We start from the raw sequence: 17444 nt of genomic DNA, 5'->3' as shown, positions 1-17444 counted from the left end.
CGCGCCAGGCGGCCCTCAGGTGGTGCGTGGGTCGGCCGAGGCGGCGGCACGCTCGGCGGCCTTGCGGGCGGTCTTGGCGTTGATGCGTGTTGCCAGACTTTGTGTGCCCGGTTTCACCCGGCGCGGCACGAAGCGGTAGATCGCCTCGATCCAGCAGAACAGCCCGAAGGCGACGAGGCCGAGACCGAGCAGCGCCAGAAGGATCTGACCGTAGGGTTGGCTGCGCACGGTTTCAAAGGCCTTGCCGATGGCGCCGGCCTGTTCGGGGTTGGCGGTCAGCCCGGCAAAGATCAGGAAGCCGCCGATCATCAGGATAACGATGCCATGTGCGACAAGCCCTGCCTTTATCATCGGCTCAAGCTTTTCGACGACGGGGCTGGCGCGCAGGTCGCTGCGGTATTTCTCGGACCAGGCCTTGTAGAAATAATAGATGCCTGCGGCGCAGGTGATGGCACCAATGGCGATGACGATCTGCGGCCCGTAGGGTTTGGTGATCAGCCAGGAGGTAAGGCTTTGCGCCTTGTCGCCACCTTGCCCGCCCGAGCTGCCGCCGAGGCCCAGGGCGACGCGGGCCGCCGTCAGGCCAAGGCCGGCGTGCAGCAGGCCGGTGACGATCTGGCCCGCGCGTGCGATCAGCCCCTTGGCGCCACTGCCCTCTTCCTCAAGATCCATGTAGCCGTCGATGACGCGCCAGACGGCAAAGGCCATCAGGCCGACCGCAAGCGCCCAGAGCATCGCGAGACCCCAGGGTTCGCCGCGCAGGGCGGCAAAGGCATCGCTGGTGCCCTTGGCCTGCGCGCCGGAACGCGCGGCGAGGCAGGCCAGCGTCCCCAGGATCAGGTAGGTGACGCCACGCGCGGCGTAGCCTGCGCGCATGGCCGGGACAACCCATGCGGGGGCCTGGTCCGTGGTGGAGTGGGATGTGCTGGATGACATGAATTGCGACCTCTCTGCTTGCAGACACAGCGCAGGGGAACGCGAAAAGTTCCGCTTTGCCTTGGGTCGGGTTGCCGCCGCGCCGGTTTTCCGGTGGGCGGCACGGCGCCGCCAGGGTGGCGCACGACATGACCGGGCGCGGAATGCGCGCGGATCGGCAGGTCGGCGGCCGGGGCTATGTCTGGTGCGTGACGGACGGGCGCTTTGGGGGCCTTGGGGGGCCTGGCGGTCTGGGATTACTGGCGCGCTATGCCGTCAGGCGGGGTCGGGCAGCCCTCGGGCGCGGGCCGGCCATCGAACACCACTTCTCCGCAGTGGTTGATCTGGTGCCAGACATAGCCACGGCCATCGCCGAACAGCGCCACGACCCGGTCGACGCCATAGTGGACGTTTTCGATCGACAGGAAGGCCTGTGCCGCGCCGCTTTCCAGCGCATCGCCGATTTCGTCCGCATCGTAGCAGGCGAACCAGCCGGGCCCTTCGATCGGGCGGGCGCTCGGGTAGGGTTGATAGGCCTGCGACAGGCTGACCGACGAGGCCTGTGTGGTGAAACAGCCGCGATAGCGGATGGGCGAGGAGGTCGCGTCGATGGCCTGAAACTCGGCGTAGGGGATCGCCTCTGGCGCGCCGGTATCGATCCGGGTCAACACGACATCGTCGCTGCCGGTGGCCGCGACCTCTTCGTAATAGGCATAGACCTGGAGGTAGTAGATCGCGCCGCCGACCAGCAGCGCGCTGAGCAGGGTAAAGATGACGAGGATTTTGCCCATTGGATCAGGCCCTTCGTTGTCTGCGTCGCCCGCCTGGGCGCCCATTTGGCCATGCGACCGATGCCGGGGCCCCGGCATTGGAACCGCTTGCCGTGGCCCCGGCAGGCCGGGCGATCAGGCGGCGGTTTCGGGGGTCCAGCCGCCCGCTTGGGTCTGCACGAAGGCATCGGCGCAGGCTTTCGCCAGTGTCCGCACCCGGCCGATATAGGCCTGACGTTCCGTGACCGAGATCACGCCGCGCGCATCCAGCAGGTTGAACAGGTGGCTGGCCTTGATGCACTGATCATAGGCCGGTTGCGCCATCACGATGCGCTTGCCGGTCTTGGGGTCGTCGACAGGCTGCGACAGGATCGCGGCGCATTCCGCCTCGGCATCCTCGAAATGCTTCAGCAGCACATCAGTGTTGGCGATGTCGAAATTCCAGCGGGAGTATTCCTGTTCGTTTTGCAGGAACACGTCGCCATAGGACAGCGCGATTGGGGACTGCGGATCGTTATAGGGCATGTCCATGACGTGATCGATGCCGAGGACGTACATGGCCAGGCGTTCCAGCCCATAGGTCAGTTCGCCCGAGACGGGGTGGCAATCGTGGCCGCCGACCTGTTGGAAATAGGTGAACTGCGACACCTCCATGCCGTCGCACCAGACCTCCCATCCCAGCCCCCATGCGCCGAGGGTGGGGCTCTCCCAGTCATCCTCGACAAAGCGGATGTCGTGCATTTCCATGTCGATGCCGATGGCGGCGAGCGAGCCGAGATAAAGCGCCTGAAGGTCGGGCGGCGAGGGTTTGATCAGCACCTGGTACTGGTAGTAATGCTGAAGGCGGTTGGGGTTTTCGCCGTAACGCCCATCTGTTGGGCGGCGCGAGGGTTGCACATAGGCCGCAGCCCAGTGGCGGGTGCCGAGCGAGCGCAGCGTCGTCGCGGGGTGAAAGGTGCCCGCGCCGACCTCCATGTCGTAGGGCTGCATCACGGCGCAGCCCTTGTCGGCCCAATAGGCCTGCAACCTCAGGATAATCTCCTGAAAGCTTTTCGGTTTCGCGATACCGGCGTCGGCTTTTTGTGGTTCGGACATGGTGGCCCCTTTCGCGACTGAAGTCGGACGTCAGGCGCCTAAGTACGGGCGCCCCGGCACGGGGTCAATGTGGCGTTGCGGCATTTGAGGCGCATTTATAGGGTGCACACGCGCGGTAATTTGCTAAACCGGCAAGAACTCCGGCGCGCGGCGCCGGTACAAGAGACGTTGAGACGGTTGGGCAAGAGGCATTTCCACATGATCCGTATCCTAGTTGCGCTGGTATGCGCATTGAGCTTTGGCGTGCAGGGTGCATTCGCCCAGGGCGCCCCGACCAACCCGGTCTACGTGCAAATCGAGGCGCAGCCGTCCCTGGAGGAAGCCCAGCAGAGCATCCGCATCTACACCGGATCGTTGCAGGACGTGAACGGGTTCAGCCTTGGCAACGGCTATTACGCCATCGCGCTTGGACCCTATGCGCCGGATCAGGCCAATCAGGTGCTGAACGTGCTCCGCAGCGAGGGGCGCATCCCGCAGGACAGCTATATCGCGCGGCCCGAGTGGTTTGCGGGGCAGTTCTGGCCTGTCGGCGGCACCCGGCCCACCCAGGCACCCGACAGTGCAGCCCCACAGGACGGTCAGTCCGACGTCGCGGCGGCCCCCGAAATAGCCCCTGATGCAGCACCCGAGGCTGCACCCGAAACCGCACCCGACATGGGCGGCCTGCCCGACGAAAGCCCCGCCGAGGCCCGCCGCAGCGAAGCCCAGCTGAGCCGTGAGCAGCGCGACCAGTTGCAGATCGCGCTGGAATGGGCCGGGTATTACAACGGTGCAATCGACGGCGCCTTCGGGCCCGGCACGCGCAATTCGATGGGCGCCTGGCAGCGCGACAACGGTTATGACATCAGCGGCATCCTGACGACGGCGCAGCGCGCCGATCTTCTGGAACAGTACAATGCCGTCCTCAGCGATCTTGGCCTGCGCGACGTGCGGGATGAAAAGGCCGGGATCGCCATGCAGATGCCCACCGACCTGGTGGCCTTTGACAGGTACGAGGCGCCATTCGCCTTTTACGAACCCACCGGCAGCACCCAGGCGCGCGTCATCCTGATTTCCGAACCCGGCACCCAGGACACGCTGGGCGGCCTGTACCAGATCATGCAGACCCTGGCCGTGGTGCCGCAGGACGGGCCACGTAGCCGCCGGGGCAACAGCTTTACGATCCAGGGCAGCAACAGCCAATTCACCTCCTATACCGAGGCGAGCCTCGAAGGCGGGCAGATCAAGGGCTTTACGCTGGTCTGGCCCCTGGGCGACGAGGCGCGCCGCGAACGGATGCTGGCCGAGATGCGCGCCAGCTTTACCCGGTTGGCGGGCGTCTTGCCACGTGACGCCGGTGTCGACGACAGCCAGGCCGTCGATCTGCTGTCGGGGTTGAAGATCCGCAAGCCCCGCCTGTCGCGCAGCGGTGTCTTTGTCACCGACGATGGTGTGGTGCTGACCGTGGCCGAGGCCGTGCAAAGCTGTGGCCGCGTCACGCTGGCCAATGGGTATGACGCCGAGGTCGTCGGCGTGAACGACACCACCGGGCTGGCCGTGCTCAGGCCGAAAACACCGCTGACACCGATCGGGGTCGCCGCGTTTTCGACGCGTGTGCCGCAGATCAGCGCCGAGGTGGCCGTCGCGGGGTTTTCCTACGAAGGCGTGCTGGGTGCCCCCAGCCTGACCTATGGCACGCTGGCCGACGTTCGCGGGCTGAACGGCGCCGAACACATTGACCGGCTGGACATCAACACCCTGCCCGGCGATGCGGGCGGCGCGGTATTCGACGAGACCGGCGCTGTGATCGGCATCCTGCGCCCGGCCACCGAGCAGGGTCGTCAGCTGCCCGAAGGCGTCGGCTTTTCCGTCGATGCGGCCAGTGTGATGGACCTGTTGCGCACCGCGGGCCTGAAGGCCCTGACCAGCACAGAGACCGGCCAGATGGCACCAGAAACCCTGGCCCGAAAGGCCAACGGCATGACGGTGCTGGTAAACTGCTGGGATTGAAGTTGCCCCGGCACCTTGCGCCGGCACCTTGCCCCGGTCGCACGGCCAGGCGTCATAAGCATGTAAAAAGGCCATTCCGCGCGAGCAGAATGGCCTTTTTCCTTCGTCTTGCAGTCTGACCTGCGGCGTGTCGGGGGCTGTTACCAGGCGTTGTACCCGAGGTATTTTCCAGACATCTCGATCTTGACCCGATCGCCCTTTTCATGCGGCACGCGGATCACGTGCAGATCGAAGTCGATGGCCGACATGATGCCATCACCGAACTTTTCATGGATCAGCGCCTTGATGGTGGGGCCGTAGACGCCGACGATTTCATACAGGCGATAGATGCAGGGGTCCGTGGGCACCGCCTGCGCCCAGACCTTCGTCGGGCTTTCCTGAAGCACCGACGCCGCCTCTTGCGGTAGCCCGAGGGCCTTGACCATCGCGCCGGCCTTGTCGGCGGGCATGGCGTTCATGCCCATCGCGCAGGAATGCGTCCAGACGGGTGACATGCCGATGGTTTCGGCAATGCCTTCCCACGTCAGGCCTGCCTGACGCTTGGCAGACAGGATCATCGCGGTGACGTCTTCCCTGGTCATCATGTCCATGAGATTTTTCCTTTTCATCGGGGTTGGGGTTCATCGGGGTCAGGGGGTGGTGACTGTTGTCAGCAAGATCAGGCACAAAAGCGCCAGAAGTGCCGACAACCCCTGCCAGAACCGCAGGGGGTGTCGTTGCGCCAACGGCACCGGATGGCGGCGGCCATAGGCGGCACCGGGACTGCGCAGCGCCGCGTCGAATTCGGACAGCGCATCGAACCGGCGAGACGCATCGGGGTGACAGGCGCGCCTCAGCGCCTCATCCAGCCAGTCGGGCACGCCATTGTCGTCGTCACGTGCCGAGCGATAGCCGAGGCGGGCGACATCGCGCCGCGTCCGAACCTTGGACACCTGCGTGCCGTACGGCAGACGGTGGGTCAGCATCTCATAAGCAATAACGCCCAGAGAGAAGAGATCGGCGCGCCAGCCCACGGGATCGCCGCTGAAATACTCCGGCGCGGCATATTGCAAGGTGCCGAGGATCGGGGCGTCGCCGGGGACCGGCGCGGCCTCTTGCACGCCCGCGACACGGGCCGCGCCAAGGTCGATGATCTTTACCGTTCCAGCGCGGTCAATCATGATGTTTTCAGGGCGCAGATCCTGGTGCAGCATGTCGCTGCGGTGAAAGGTGCGCAGGCCACGTATGGCCTGCCCGACGATGTCGCGCACCTGATCAAGGCTGGGGTGGGGGTGGTCCGTCATCCACTGGCGCAGGGTCACACCCTCGACAAACTCGGTCACGACATAGAGGGCACTGCGCCGGGCCGGGGGCGTGGCCGCCCGCAGCACATGTGCCGAAGTGATGCGCCGGGCAATCCATTCCTCCATCAGGAACTGGCGCATGTAGGTCGACTCCTCGCGGATCTCGGCCGCCGGAATCTTCAGCGCGACCCGGGCGCCGGCAGGATCGGTCGCCAGAAAGATGGTCGAGCGGTGATTGGCGTGGATCTGGCGCAACAGCGTGTACCCGTCGAGCGTGTTGCCGGCACGCAGCCCCTGCGGCACTGGCAGGCTCGTCTCAAACAGGGTGCCCGTCGGCAGGGCGTCGATACGCGCAATCTGGATCGTCAGGTTGTCGGTACTGCCACGCGCCAGCGCCTCCTTTGCGATCAGGCGGGCGGCTAGGGTCAGGTCGGGCACCTCGCGCAGGGTGCGGGCGACAAAGCGCGCCTCCATGTGGTCATGCACGCCATCGGTGGTCAGCAGGTAGATGTCGCCCCGTGCCAATGGCAGGCGGGTATAGTCGACCTCGACCTCGGCGCGCAGGCCGATGGCGCGATCGAGGTAACTCTCGGTCGAGGAATGGGTCAGGCGGTGGTCGGCTGTCAGCGGTTCCAGACTTTCGCCCGACAGGCGCCAGACGCGGCTGTCCCCGACATGCAGGACATGTGCTTCGGCGCCTTTGAGGATCAGCACGGCGAGGGTGCAGACCTGACCGCGATCATGGTCGAGGCCGGGAATGCGGGCGTTTTCGGCATATAGCCAGGCGTTGGTCGCTGCGATGACGCGGGTTGCGGCGGTGCGCACGCTCCAGGCGTCGGAGGTGCAGTAGTAATCGTCGAGCAGGCTGCGCACGCTGGTCCGGGCCGCAAGGTGGCTGACCTCAGACGAAGAGATGCCATCGGCCAGCGCCAGCGTCACGCCCTTGAGCGCGAGGGCCTGGCCGTCAGGCACCATTGCGCCGTGGAAATCCTGGTTGGACGGTTTCAGGCCAGCGGCAGAATACTGGCCGATGGAGACCGAAAGCTGTTCCGGCACTGGTGCGTCCTTTGGCATGGTCACGGGCAAATGGGTCACGGGCACATTGGTCACGGGCAAAAGCGAGAGGCCCGACTGGATGCCGGGCCTCTCCTCAGCACTATTCCGCAGGCATCTTGACGACAGCCGAGGGCTGCGGCCGCGACGGCGAAGTCTTGTAGTGGGTGGAGTAGATCATGCCGCCGACAAAGGTCAGCCCACCGACAAGGTTGCCGATCACTGTCGGGATTTCGTTATACAGGAAATAGTCGGCCCAGGTGAACTGGCCGCCCATCATGATGCCGCTGGGAAACAGGAACATGTTGACGATGGAGTGTTCGAACCCGAGGTAGAAGAACACCAGGATCGGCATCCACATCGCCATGATCTTGCCCGAGACCGAGGTCGACATCATCGCCGCGACAACGCCTGTCGACACCATCCAGTTGCACATGACGGCGCGCACGAACAGGGTCAGCATGCCCCCTGCCCCGGCGGCGGCATAGCCCAGGGTGCGCCCCTCACCGATATGACCGATCTTGACGCCGATCGCATTGGGTTCTTCGGTAAAGCCCATCGTCACGATGATCGTCATGAAGACAGCGGTGGTCATCGCGCCCGCGAAGTTGCCGACAAAGACCAGCCCCCAGTTGCGCAGCATCCCCTTCATGTCGCAGCCGGGGCGTTTGGCGATCAGCGCCAGCGGGACCAGGGTAAAGACCCCGGTCAGCAGGTCAAACCCCATCAGGTAGAGCATGCAGAAGCCGACGGGAAACAGCAACGCGCCGATCAGCGGGTTGCCGGTGTTCACGGTGACAGTGATCGCGAAGGCGGCAGCAAGGGCCAGGATCGCGCCCGCCATATAGGCGCGGATCAGGGTGTCCTTTGTGGACATGAAGATCTTGGCTTCGCCGGCTTCGACCATCTTGGCCGCAAACTCGGCCGGGGTGACATATGCCATTTCAGTTCCTTTCTGTGGGTCAGGGGTTGAGGTCTGTTCTGGATTCAGTGGGTGAGGAATGGGGCGGAAACGTGGGTGCGGGGGCGGAGTGAGGAGGGCCGAACTGTCGGCGGCCCGAGAGGCGCGTGAGATGATCTGTGCGCCTGCATCCGGGACCTGTTCCAAGAGCGCGGCGCGCACCGGGTCCGGTCCGGCGTCACGCAGGTTTCTATCCGGGAACATGGTGAAAGACGGCCATGCACCCACGAAGCCACCAAGGGTGGATCGAAGTCGCAGCGCCGTTGCTGCAGGCCCTCATCGGGGCACCTGATGGAAATTGCCGCGCCATTGCGGCGGTTCCTGTACGGCACCTTTCGGTGTCGTCATTCACGTATGTTGCCGGGACCGCCCCCGGCGACAACAAAGATGTATCACGAATCCGTCAGCCGCTGCGAAATAAGGGAAAATTGCCGATATTTGCAGCAAACTCTGACGGTCCGCCTTTCAGAGTTCCCCCTGGCTGACGGCGGCCCGGTGTCTGGACAGGGCACCCTGCACCTTGGAATACCGCACCAGCAAGATCGCGGGGCTGGCCATCTGGTGACGTTCCAGCGCCTGCGCCAGTCCGGACAAGTGCGTGCTCAGGCGACGTTCGCGCCTGGTGGAGGCCGAGCAGACGACTTCGACCGTGCAGTCGCCGGGCACACCTGCATTCAGCAGGTTCGCCTCGACATGGGCGGCGCGATCCACCGCCATGTAAAAGGCCATGGCAGTGCCCGGTCGCGCCAGCGGCGTCCAGTCTGGCTCAGCATCGCCGGGGCGGCAGGTGCCGGTGGTGATCACAAAGGTGTCTGTTTCGCCACGCTCGGTCAGCGGGCGCGTCATCGCGGCGGCGGCGGCAGAGGCGGCTGTGATGCCGGGCACGATCTCGATCTCGATTCCGGCGGCACGGGCGGCGGCGATCTCCTCGCCGGCGCGGCCAAAGATCGAGGGGTCGCCGGATTTCAGGCGCACGACGCGCAGACCCTTGCCGGCCTCGGCCACGATCAGGCGGTCGATCCGATCCTGTGGCCAGGCGTGGGCGCCGACCTCCTTTCCGACATAGATGCGGTCGGCGTCGCGGCGCGCCAGTTCCAGCACCTCTGGGTCGACAAGGCGGTCGTAGAAGATAACATCGGCCTCTTGCAGGCGACGCACGGCACGCAACGTCAACAGGTCGCGGGCACCGGGGCCAGCGCCCACGAGGGAAATACGACCCTTGTTTTCAGGGGCCGCGCCCGTCGCAATCGCCGCCTTCAACATATCCGCAGCGGCGTGTTCGTCGCCCTTTCGATGCTTGTCGAAGGCATCACCGGTAAAGGCCCATTCCCAGAAGGCGCGCCGCGAGGCGGGTGCGATGCGTTCCGCCACGGCGTCGCGCAGACGCCCGGCAAGGGCCGCGAAGGTGCCCAGGCGCGGGTCCAGCATCACCTCGATGTCGGTCTTGATCGAGCGGCCAAGCACCGGTGCCATCCCTTCGGTGCCGATGGCCACGACCACCGGATCACGGTCGACGATAGAGGGGGTGAAGGCATCGCAATGTTCGGGCCGATCGACCACGTTGACGACGGCGCCGGCAGCGCGGGCAAGCGCGGCAAAGGCAAGATCCGCCGTCTCGTCCCCTGTCGCGATGAAGCACAACGCGCAATTGTCGAAGGTGTCAGGCGCAGCCTGGGTCAGGTGAGTGGCGCGACCAGAGGCAACGAGACCGGCAAGCTCAGGGTCGAGCTGATCCGCGACGATGACGATGCTGGCCTCGGTCTTGAGCACAAGGCGGGTCTTGCGCGCCGCTTCGGTACCGCCGCCACAGATCACGACGCGCCGTCCGCTCATGCGCAGAAACATCGGAAAGTTTTTCATTGCGTGCTCCGTATTCGGAAAGTCGGAAACAGAAAAAGCCACTGACACACCCCGCATTTTCTACGGAGGGTCGAGCGGCCTTGCTCACGAATTCCCAATCATCGGGAGAGGATAGGCAGGCGTCGTTGTCTGCGCATCTGCTTTCGTTAAGAGCCAAGTCGCTGATTCAGGCAAGCTAAAGTTTATCAGAGAGCGCCGCAAAAGACCAAATTCCCGTCTTGCGGCGCGTTCTCCAGCAGCTCTAGCGCCTTATCCGCGCCAGAATTGCACCGTCAGCATGGCATAGACGACCATCAGTTCCAGCCGCCCGATCAGCATCGCGGCACACAACAGCCACTTCGCGGTATCGTTCAGCGGCGCGAAATTGCCCGCCGGGCCGATGGTGTCACCCAGCCCCGGCCCGATGTTGGCCAGCGCGGTCGCCGCGCCGCTCAGGGCGGTGACGAAATCCAGGCCTGTCATCGCCAGCGCCACGGAAAAGACACCCAGCGTCACGGTGAAGAAGACAAAGAACGACATGACCGAACCAAGCACCTCTTCGCTCAGCGGGCGGCCTTCGTAGCGGGGCGAAAACACCCCGTGCGGAGAGTGGATGCGCTTGATCTGCACCCGGATCGAGGCAAACAGGATCTGGTAGCGGAATATCTTGACCGAGCAGGCAGTGGATCCGGCGCAACCGCCGATCAGGCCGATGAAGAAGAACAGCGTGATCAGGAACGGCCCCCAGGTCATGTAATCGACAGAGGCAAACCCGGTGCCCGAAATAATCGAGACGATGTTGAACAGGCTTTCGCGCAGCGCCTGTTCCCAGTGGTGGGGAAAAATATGCAACAGCGCGATGGTACTGATCGCCACCAGCGTGCCGATGGTCATCAAGAACCCACGCACCTGCACATCGCGCCATACCGCGACGGTGTTGCCGTTCAGCAGCTGCACGTAACGCACGAAGGGCAGCGCGGCGAGGATCATGAAGACCGAGGCGGCATATTCCATCCCCCCCGAGAACGCCCCGAAGCTGGCATCGCGGGTCGAAAAACCGCCCGTGGAGGTGGTGGTCAGCGCATGCACGGCGGCGTCGAAAGGCGCCATTCCCAGCATCAGGTATGTCAGCAGGCAGGCGATGGTCAGGCCGACATAGATCACGGCGATCTGGGCGGCAATGGCGCGGGCCCGCGGCAGGATCTTACCCATCGTCTCGAACGCCTCGGAGCGGAACACCTGCATCCCCCCCACGCGCAATTCGGGCAGGAACACCATGGCCACGACAATGATCCCGATCCCGCCGAGCCATTGCAGGATGCCCCGCCACAGCAGCAGCCCGCGCGGCATGTCGTCCAGTCCCGTAAACACGGTCGAGCCGGTGGTGGTGACGCCCGACATCGCCTCGAAAAACGCATCGACAAAGCTGGCGTCGGTTTCCCCCAGCAGGAACGGCAGCGCGCCGAAGATCGGCAAGGTCGTCCAGACGCCGGTGGTCAGCAGGAAGGTCTGTTGCAGCGTGAGGCCTTCGCGATTGCCGTTGTGACAGGCAAGGGCCGTCAGGCCCCCTGCGCCAAGGGTGATGACCGCGCTTTCGGCAAAGACGTTCCAGTGGCCGCGGTTGTCCAGGATATCGACCGCCAGCGGTACGAGCATGGTCAATCCCAGCACCGCCACCAGCAACCCGATGACATAGCCGATCGGGCGGATATCGATCATCATCGCGCGGCGTTGCGCGGGGTCGGACAGCGCATCGGTCGACGTCTCGAAGGCCTGCGGCACTTGCCTGATCTGGAGCTTTGGCTTGTGCACGTCAGGCGGGGACCGCCAGCCCGCCGATCTGTTCGATCAGTGCCAGGACCTGATCGAGGCCCTCGCCGGTCTTGAGATTGGTAAAGACAAATGGACGGCTGCCGCGTTGCGCGGCAGCATCGCGCGCCATCACCGAAAGATCGGCCCCCACGTAGGGCGCGAGGTCGGTCTTGTTGATCACCAGGATGTCGGACTTCGTAATCGCCGGACCGCCCTTGCGCGGGATTTCTTCACCGGCCGCGACGTCGATCACGTAGATCGCCATATCCACCAGTTCGGGCGAGAAGGTCGCGGAGAGGTTGTCGCCGCCCGATTCCACCAGAATCAGATCGAGGTCGGGAAAATCGCGGTTCAGCTCGGCAATGGCGGCAAGGTTGATCGAGGCATCCTCGCGGATGGCGGTATGCGGACAGCCGCCGGTTTCGACGCCCCGGATGCGGTCCGAAGTCAACGCCTGCATCCGCACGAGCGCCTCGGCATCTTCCTGGGTGTAGATATCATTGGTGACGACGCCGACCGAAAGATGGTCGCGCAGCGCGCGGCACAGGGCGGCAGTCAGCGTGGTCTTGCCGGCGCCGACAGGACCGCCGAGGCCGATGCGCAGAGGGCCATGGGGGGAATTCATTTTCGTGTCCTCCGGTATCATGAACGGAAAAGCCGGGTGGTGAGAGCTTCCTGGCGCATCGCTGCAATGTCGGACAGTAGCGCAGAGCTGCCAAGGGAGTCGAGGTCACCCGGCAAGGCTTCGTGCGCCAGTGCTTCGCACAAGGGCTGAAGGGCGAGCTGGATGCGCTGGCCATCGGTCTGCCCGAGCGGCACCAGGCGGATGGCCGCAGAGGCGAGGTTGGCGACGAAGGCCTGAAGGAACAGCCGCAGCGTCAGTTCCAGGGGCAGATCCATCAGGTGCGCCGCGCGCCCCAGGGCAACCGGATACGGCATGGCGGGCAGATCGATATCATGCACATCGGCCGTGGTCGCCGCAAAGGCGGCGCCCTGTTGCACTGTTTCAAGGCGGCGTGACGCGGAGGGCGCAAGCGCGGCGGCAAGATCGGCGATGCCGGGCAGCGCGCCGGGTGTTGCGTGGAATGCGGCGGCAAGCAGGATAGCATCGTTGCGCCCTGCCCCGTGACCAAGGACATCGCTGATCCAGTCGCGGGCGCTGGTGGCGCCCGTGATCCAGCCATCGGCCACAGCGCCTTCGATCCCGTGAGAATAGGCATAGGCGCCAACGGGATAGGCTGGCGACAACCAGCGATGCAGCGTCAACGCCGGGTCAGTGATCATGGGAATGATCGTGATCATGCGGGTGGGCATGGGTGTGGTCGTGGGAATGATCGTGGTCGTGATGGTGGCCCGATCCGGGGGCATGACTGTGTGGCGCCCCGTCGTGCAGGGTATGACCATGGTCATGCGCCTGCGTGCGGCCATGCCCATACGCCCCGCCTTCGGGAATGAACGGGGCAATCAGGGGGTCAAGCCGGGCACCGAGATGCGCCAACATCGCCGCGATCACCTTGTCCTGGCGGATCAACAGGTGGTCCGGCATGATCTGGCAGGGGGTATGACGATTGCCGACGTGCCAGGCAAGGCGGGCAAGGTCGGCGCCAGTGACGCGCAACAGTGGCTCTGCCGCGGCGCGAACCCCGACAAGGCGGCCATCTTCGAGCTGAAGTGCGTCGCCATCGTTGAGAGAAATCGTCTGGGCCAGATCGGCCAGAAGGCGGTCACCGCCATCCGTGGTCAGGCCCTTGCGCCGGATAAAGCGCTGTTCGTAGTCAAGTGTCACATGATCCGCAATCGCAGCGGATTCAGGCAGTTCGCTGGCGCGCAGGGCGGTGAGGGCGCGGATCATGCCGCAGCCCTCAGCCCATCACCAACGCGGGTCGTGTGCAGGGTCGCCCCCGCCATCAAGCCTGAGCTTAGACGTAGAACAGATCGCGGAAGACGTAGGCCGGGATTTCGTCGCGCTTGATGCCCAGCTTGGCAAGCTCGGCGTCGGATTTGGCTTGCAGGCGCGCGATCACTTCGGACCGGCTGCGACGTTCCATGTAGGCGACGAGGCCGACGGAAACTGCGCTGAAGAAGTTGGAAAGTTTGCCGGAAAAGCCGGTGGACGTGGTGGAGATGTTGCTGGTGACGGAAGCCATGATGTACCTCATTGAGCGTTGGTGTTGGTGTCGTTCCTTGCTCAACGAAATAGGTCAGCCCTTGCGCCATTACCACGCTCAATCCCTCAATACCGCCATGCGTTTGCTGCAACGCAGCAGACGCCGGAATAAACGCTTTTGCAACAATATCATGGTCCGCACGGAGGTCGTGCGGGCCCTGCCCCTGTGCCATCCCCAGCCCCCTAGCGGCCAGGTCGCGCCGCCAGTTCATCCGCGTATCCGATCCGGTCCGATTGAAAGATGACATTCATTTCCCCTTCGATATCAGTGGCATAGAGCACGGAAATTTCCAGCTCGGGCAGGTAGTACATGATCGCATGGCTGATCGGGCCATCATCCCCGTCGACCCGCACATCGGCGGGAATCGCGGCATATGTGCAGGCCCCTATAGCCAGCGCAGTCGGATCGGCAAACGCATAGCTATGGCGTGCCGTGCTGGTTTCACCATTGGCGCTGCGCCTGACGGTGGCGGACCAATCCACGCCAGGTGCCGGTTTTGGCAGCTCTGCCAACCCGCCCGGATAGGTGTAGGAATCGGTATTCAGCGGCCCGTCGTAAAGGTCGAGCGAGGTCAGGATATAAAGACCATGCGCATCGGTTTCCTGATATGTGACACGGCCGTCCTCAACCGCGAAGAAGCTGACAATGCCCGGGGCCGCGCCATAGTAGATGTCGACGTATCCCGGCGCGGCACCCGAGGTATGCAACGCAATTCCCCGCGACAGATCGCCGGCGACAGGGCATGACGCCTGCGCGGCACCGGCGGACAAGGCGAGTACCGAACTGGTCAGGAAAACCTGTATCATGTTGCTTCAGAACAAGAAGTAGCGCTGTGCCATCGGCAGCTCGGTCGCAGGTTCGCAGGTCAGCAGCTCTCCGTCGGCGCGCACTTCGTAGGTTTCCGGGTTCACTTCGATCTGGGGCAGCGCGTCGTTCAGGATCAGGTCACGCTTGGAAATGTTGCGGGTGTTGAGGACTGCGACCGTCTGCTTGGCCAGACCGTAGCGTTCGCCCACCCCTTCGGCCTGCGCGGCGGCGGAGACGAACACCACGGCGGAATTCTCGACAGCGCGGCCGTAGGCGCCGAACATCGGGCGGGTATAGACCGGCTGCGGCGTCGGGATCGAGGCGTTCGGGTCGCCCATCTGCGCGGCAACGATCGAGCCGCCGATCAGGATCATCTCGGGTTTCACGCCGAAGAAGGCGGGGTTCCACAGCACGAGGTCAGCGCGCTTGCCTTCGGCGATGGAGCCGATCTGATGGCTGAGGCCATGGGCAATCGCCGGGTTGATGGTGTATTTCGCGATATAGCGGCGGACGCGGAAGTTGTCGTTATCGCCAGTTTCCTCGGGCAGGCGACCACGCTGTTTCTTCATCTTGTCAGCGGTTTGCCAGGTGCGGATCAGCACCTCGCCCACGCGGCCCATGGCCTGGCTGTCGGAGGCGATGATGGAAAAGGCACCCATGTCGTGCAGGATATCCTCGGCCGCGATGGTTTCGCGGCGGATGCGGCTTTCGGCAAAGGCGACATCTTCGGGGATGGATTTGTCGAGGTGGTGACAGACCATGAGCATATCCAGATGCTCGTCGATGGTGTTGCGGGTGAAGGGACGCGTCGGGTTGGTCGAGGACGGCAGGACATGTTCCTCGCCGCAGATCTTGATGATGTCGGGGGCGTGGCCACCGCCTGCACCCTCGGTATGAAAGGCGTGAATTGTCCGTCCTTTCATGGCCTTGACGGTATTTTCAACGAAACCGCTCTCGTTCAGCGTATCGGTGTGGATCATCACCTGCACGTCGTAGTCATCGGCCACCGACAGGCAGCAGTCGATGGCACCGGGGGTGGTGCCCCAGTCTTCGTGCAGCTTGAGCGAGCAGGCCCCGGCGCGGATCTGTTCCTCAAGCGCGGCGGGCAGGCTGGCGTTGCCCTTGCCCGCAAAAGCGAGGTTCATCGGAAAGGCATCGGCGGCCTGCAACATGCGTTCCATGTGCCAGGGGCCGGGCGTGACCGTGGTGGCAAGGGTGCCGTGCGCGGGGCCTGTGCCGCCGCCCAGCATGGTGGTCAGACCGGAGTGCAGGGCATCTTCGATCTGCTGCGGGCAGATGAAGTGGATATGGCTGTCAAACCCACCTGCGGTCAAGATTTTCCCCTCGCCTGCAATGACTTCGGTGCCGGGACCGACGATGATGTCGACACCCGGCTGGGTGTCTGGATTGCCGCCCTTGCCGATCTTGTGGATGCGACCGTCGCGCAGGCCGACGTCGGCCTTGTAGATGCCGGAATGGTCGACGATCAGGGCATTGGTGATCACGGTATCGACGGCGCCCTCGTCGCGGGTTTTCTGCGACTGCCCCATGCCATCGCGGATCACCTTGCCGCCGCCGAACTTGACCTCTTCGCCGTACCGGGGCCCATTGCCGCCGCCGCCCAGGGCGGCGCGTTCGGCGGTCAGGTCACGCTCGACCTCGATGATGAGGTCGGTATCGGCAAGGCGCAGGCGGTCGCCGGTGGTGGGGCCGAACATCGCGGCGTAATCGGCGCGGGAGATCTGGGTGGGCATTCAAGGCTCCTGAGAAGTCGTCGGGTGGCGTGAATTGTCACGTCGGTATCGAGTTCGGTGTCGTGTCGGTATGACGTCGGTGCGATAGCGGCACGGGAAATCGGCGGCGCGTGCGCCCATCATTCCTTTGGGTCGGTGTCTTTTGGCGGCTGGGCCGCGGGCGACGAGGCGCTGGCGGCAGGTGTATCTTGATCGACGGGCGGCTTGGCGGACCGAGGCGTCTTGGCGACCGGCTTGGTGGCGGGTGCGCGCCCGGGTTTGGCTGTCGCCGCAGGCTTGCCAGCCGTAGCCGACGGAGTGGCGGCACGGGCGGTGGGTGTGGCGCGGCCGCGCACCGCCGCCTTTCGCGCCCCGGGTTTGCGCGTGGCCGGTTTGCGGGTTGCGGTCTTCAGAGGTACGGCGGCACGGGCGGCAGGTTTCGCCGCGCTGGATTTGGTCGGCTCGGTTTTGGTCGGTTCGGCTTTGGTCGGTTGGGTGGGCGAATTCGCGTGCGCAGTGCTGTCCTGCTCTGGCGTGGCCACCACGAAGGGCCCCCCGAGAAAGGCCCGCAGGAAGCGGAACTGCCATTCAGCCAGACGCGCGGTGCCAAGCATCATGCCCTGCAACAGGCTGGCCTGGCGGATCATGATCTGTGTCGGGTCCATCATCGTCGTCCTCTTGCAAAGACATAGGCCGGGAGGGGCGTCAGAGCGCGCCCATCACCTGCTGGTTGAAACCGTAGATATGGCGATCCCCGGCAATCGGGATCAGGTTCACTTCGCGGCGCTGGCCCGGCTCAAACCGCACGGCGGTGCCGGCGGCGATGTCCAGGCGCATCCCGCGCGCCGCCTCGCGGTCGAAATCCAGGGCAAAGTTGGCCTCGGCAAAATGGTAGTGGCTGCCGACCTGCACCGGACGGTCGCCGGTATTGGCGACCATCACGGTGATCTGCTCGGCCCCCTCGTTCAGGGTCAGGGTGCCGGGCGCGGGAAACAGCTCTCCCGGGATCATGGGCGGCG

The 17444-nt window shown here is 64.5% G+C and carries 17 protein-coding genes; 1 reads left to right on the top strand and 16 read right to left on the bottom strand.

Annotation, left to right across the window (positions count from 1 at the left end; translation table 11 throughout):
* Positions 1–15 precede the first annotated feature (15 nt).
* The 3 genes from DL237_RS15255 to DL237_RS15245 all read right to left on the bottom strand — a co-directional run bounded on the left by DL237_RS15255 (position 16) and on the right by DL237_RS15245 (position 2780).
* The gene (locus DL237_RS15255) at positions 16–936 is read right to left on the bottom strand and encodes a DUF1206 domain-containing protein (RefSeq protein ID WP_119399949.1); all 921 of its coding nucleotides are present in this window, start codon (positions 934–936) and stop codon (positions 16–18) included.
* 236 nt (positions 937–1172) lie between these two features.
* Positions 1173–1706, bottom strand: coding sequence for a DUF6446 family protein (locus DL237_RS15250; protein WP_119400052.1), 534 nt, complete (start codon positions 1704–1706; stop codon positions 1173–1175).
* Between the two features lie 114 nt (positions 1707–1820).
* Positions 1821–2780 carry a glycine--tRNA ligase subunit alpha gene (locus tag DL237_RS15245; RefSeq protein ID WP_119399948.1) on the bottom strand — a complete coding sequence of 320 codons (960 nt, stop codon included), beginning with the start codon at positions 2778–2780 and terminating at the stop codon, positions 1821–1823.
* 198 nt (positions 2781–2978) lie between these two features.
* Between DL237_RS15245 and DL237_RS15240 the strand changes: the two genes are divergently transcribed.
* Positions 2979–4769: a serine protease gene (locus DL237_RS15240; protein WP_119399947.1), complete on the top strand. Its 1791-nt coding sequence runs from the start codon at positions 2979–2981 to the stop codon at positions 4767–4769.
* Positions 4770–4909: 140 nt separating this feature from the next.
* On the opposite strand, the gene cynS is transcribed toward DL237_RS15240, so the two are convergent.
* The 13 genes from cynS to DL237_RS15175 all read right to left on the bottom strand — a co-directional run bounded on the left by cynS (position 4910) and on the right by DL237_RS15175 (position 17436).
* Positions 4910–5359: a cyanase gene (gene cynS, locus DL237_RS15235; RefSeq protein WP_199672110.1), complete on the bottom strand. Its 450-nt coding sequence runs from the start codon at positions 5357–5359 to the stop codon at positions 4910–4912.
* 39 nt (positions 5360–5398) lie between these two features.
* Entirely contained in the window at positions 5399–7108 is a 1710-nt protein-coding gene (locus DL237_RS15230; protein ID WP_233545018.1) for a bifunctional protein-serine/threonine kinase/phosphatase, read from the bottom strand.
* 100 nt (positions 7109–7208) lie between these two features.
* Positions 7209–8048: a formate/nitrite transporter family protein gene (locus DL237_RS15225; protein ID WP_119399946.1), complete on the bottom strand. Its 840-nt coding sequence runs from the start codon at positions 8046–8048 to the stop codon at positions 7209–7211.
* A 483-nt stretch (positions 8049–8531) separates the two neighbouring features.
* The gene (gene cysG / locus DL237_RS15220) at positions 8532–9926 is read right to left on the bottom strand and encodes a siroheme synthase CysG (RefSeq protein ID WP_119399945.1); all 1395 of its coding nucleotides are present in this window, start codon (positions 9924–9926) and stop codon (positions 8532–8534) included.
* Between the two features lie 249 nt (positions 9927–10175).
* Entirely contained in the window at positions 10176–11624 is a 1449-nt protein-coding gene (locus DL237_RS15215; RefSeq protein ID WP_119400049.1) for a TrkH family potassium uptake protein, read from the bottom strand.
* A 94-nt stretch (positions 11625–11718) separates the two neighbouring features.
* The gene (gene ureG, locus DL237_RS15210; protein ID WP_119400048.1) at positions 11719–12342 is read right to left on the bottom strand and encodes an urease accessory protein UreG; all 624 of its coding nucleotides are present in this window, start codon (positions 12340–12342) and stop codon (positions 11719–11721) included.
* A gap of 17 nt (positions 12343–12359) precedes the next feature.
* A complete protein-coding gene (locus DL237_RS15205; protein ID WP_199672112.1) occupies positions 12360–12998 on the bottom strand; it encodes an urease accessory protein UreF in 639 nt (212 codons plus the stop codon).
* Positions 12991–13569: an urease accessory protein UreE gene (locus tag DL237_RS15200; RefSeq protein ID WP_119399943.1), complete on the bottom strand. Its 579-nt coding sequence runs from the start codon at positions 13567–13569 to the stop codon at positions 12991–12993. Before DL237_RS15200 ends, DL237_RS15205 begins: the two co-directional genes overlap by 8 nt.
* 67 nt (positions 13570–13636) lie before the next feature.
* Entirely contained in the window at positions 13637–13864 is a 228-nt protein-coding gene (locus tag DL237_RS15195; RefSeq protein ID WP_119399942.1) for a hypothetical protein, read from the bottom strand.
* 203 nt (positions 13865–14067) lie between these two features.
* Positions 14068–14691, bottom strand: coding sequence for a hypothetical protein (locus DL237_RS15190; RefSeq protein ID WP_119399941.1), 624 nt, complete (start codon positions 14689–14691; stop codon positions 14068–14070).
* 6 nt (positions 14692–14697) lie between these two features.
* Positions 14698–16446, bottom strand: a complete 1749-nt coding sequence (ureC, locus tag DL237_RS15185) for an urease subunit alpha (protein WP_119399940.1) — start codon at positions 16444–16446, stop codon at positions 14698–14700.
* A gap of 119 nt (positions 16447–16565) precedes the next feature.
* Positions 16566–17093 carry a hypothetical protein gene (locus tag DL237_RS15180; protein ID WP_119399939.1) on the bottom strand — a complete coding sequence of 176 codons (528 nt, stop codon included), beginning with the start codon at positions 17091–17093 and terminating at the stop codon, positions 16566–16568.
* A 37-nt stretch (positions 17094–17130) separates the two neighbouring features.
* Entirely contained in the window at positions 17131–17436 is a 306-nt protein-coding gene (locus tag DL237_RS15175) for an urease subunit beta (RefSeq protein WP_119399938.1), read from the bottom strand.
* Positions 17437–17444: the final 8 nt, after the last annotated feature.

Origin of the sequence: Pseudooceanicola sediminis, assembly GCF_003575965.1 — a bacterium.
Lineage (GTDB): Bacteria > Pseudomonadota > Alphaproteobacteria > Rhodobacterales > Rhodobacteraceae > Pseudooceanicola > Pseudooceanicola sediminis.
The sequence above is the reverse complement of the archived record's forward strand: the minus strand, read 5'-3'. Positions and strand labels throughout refer to the sequence as shown.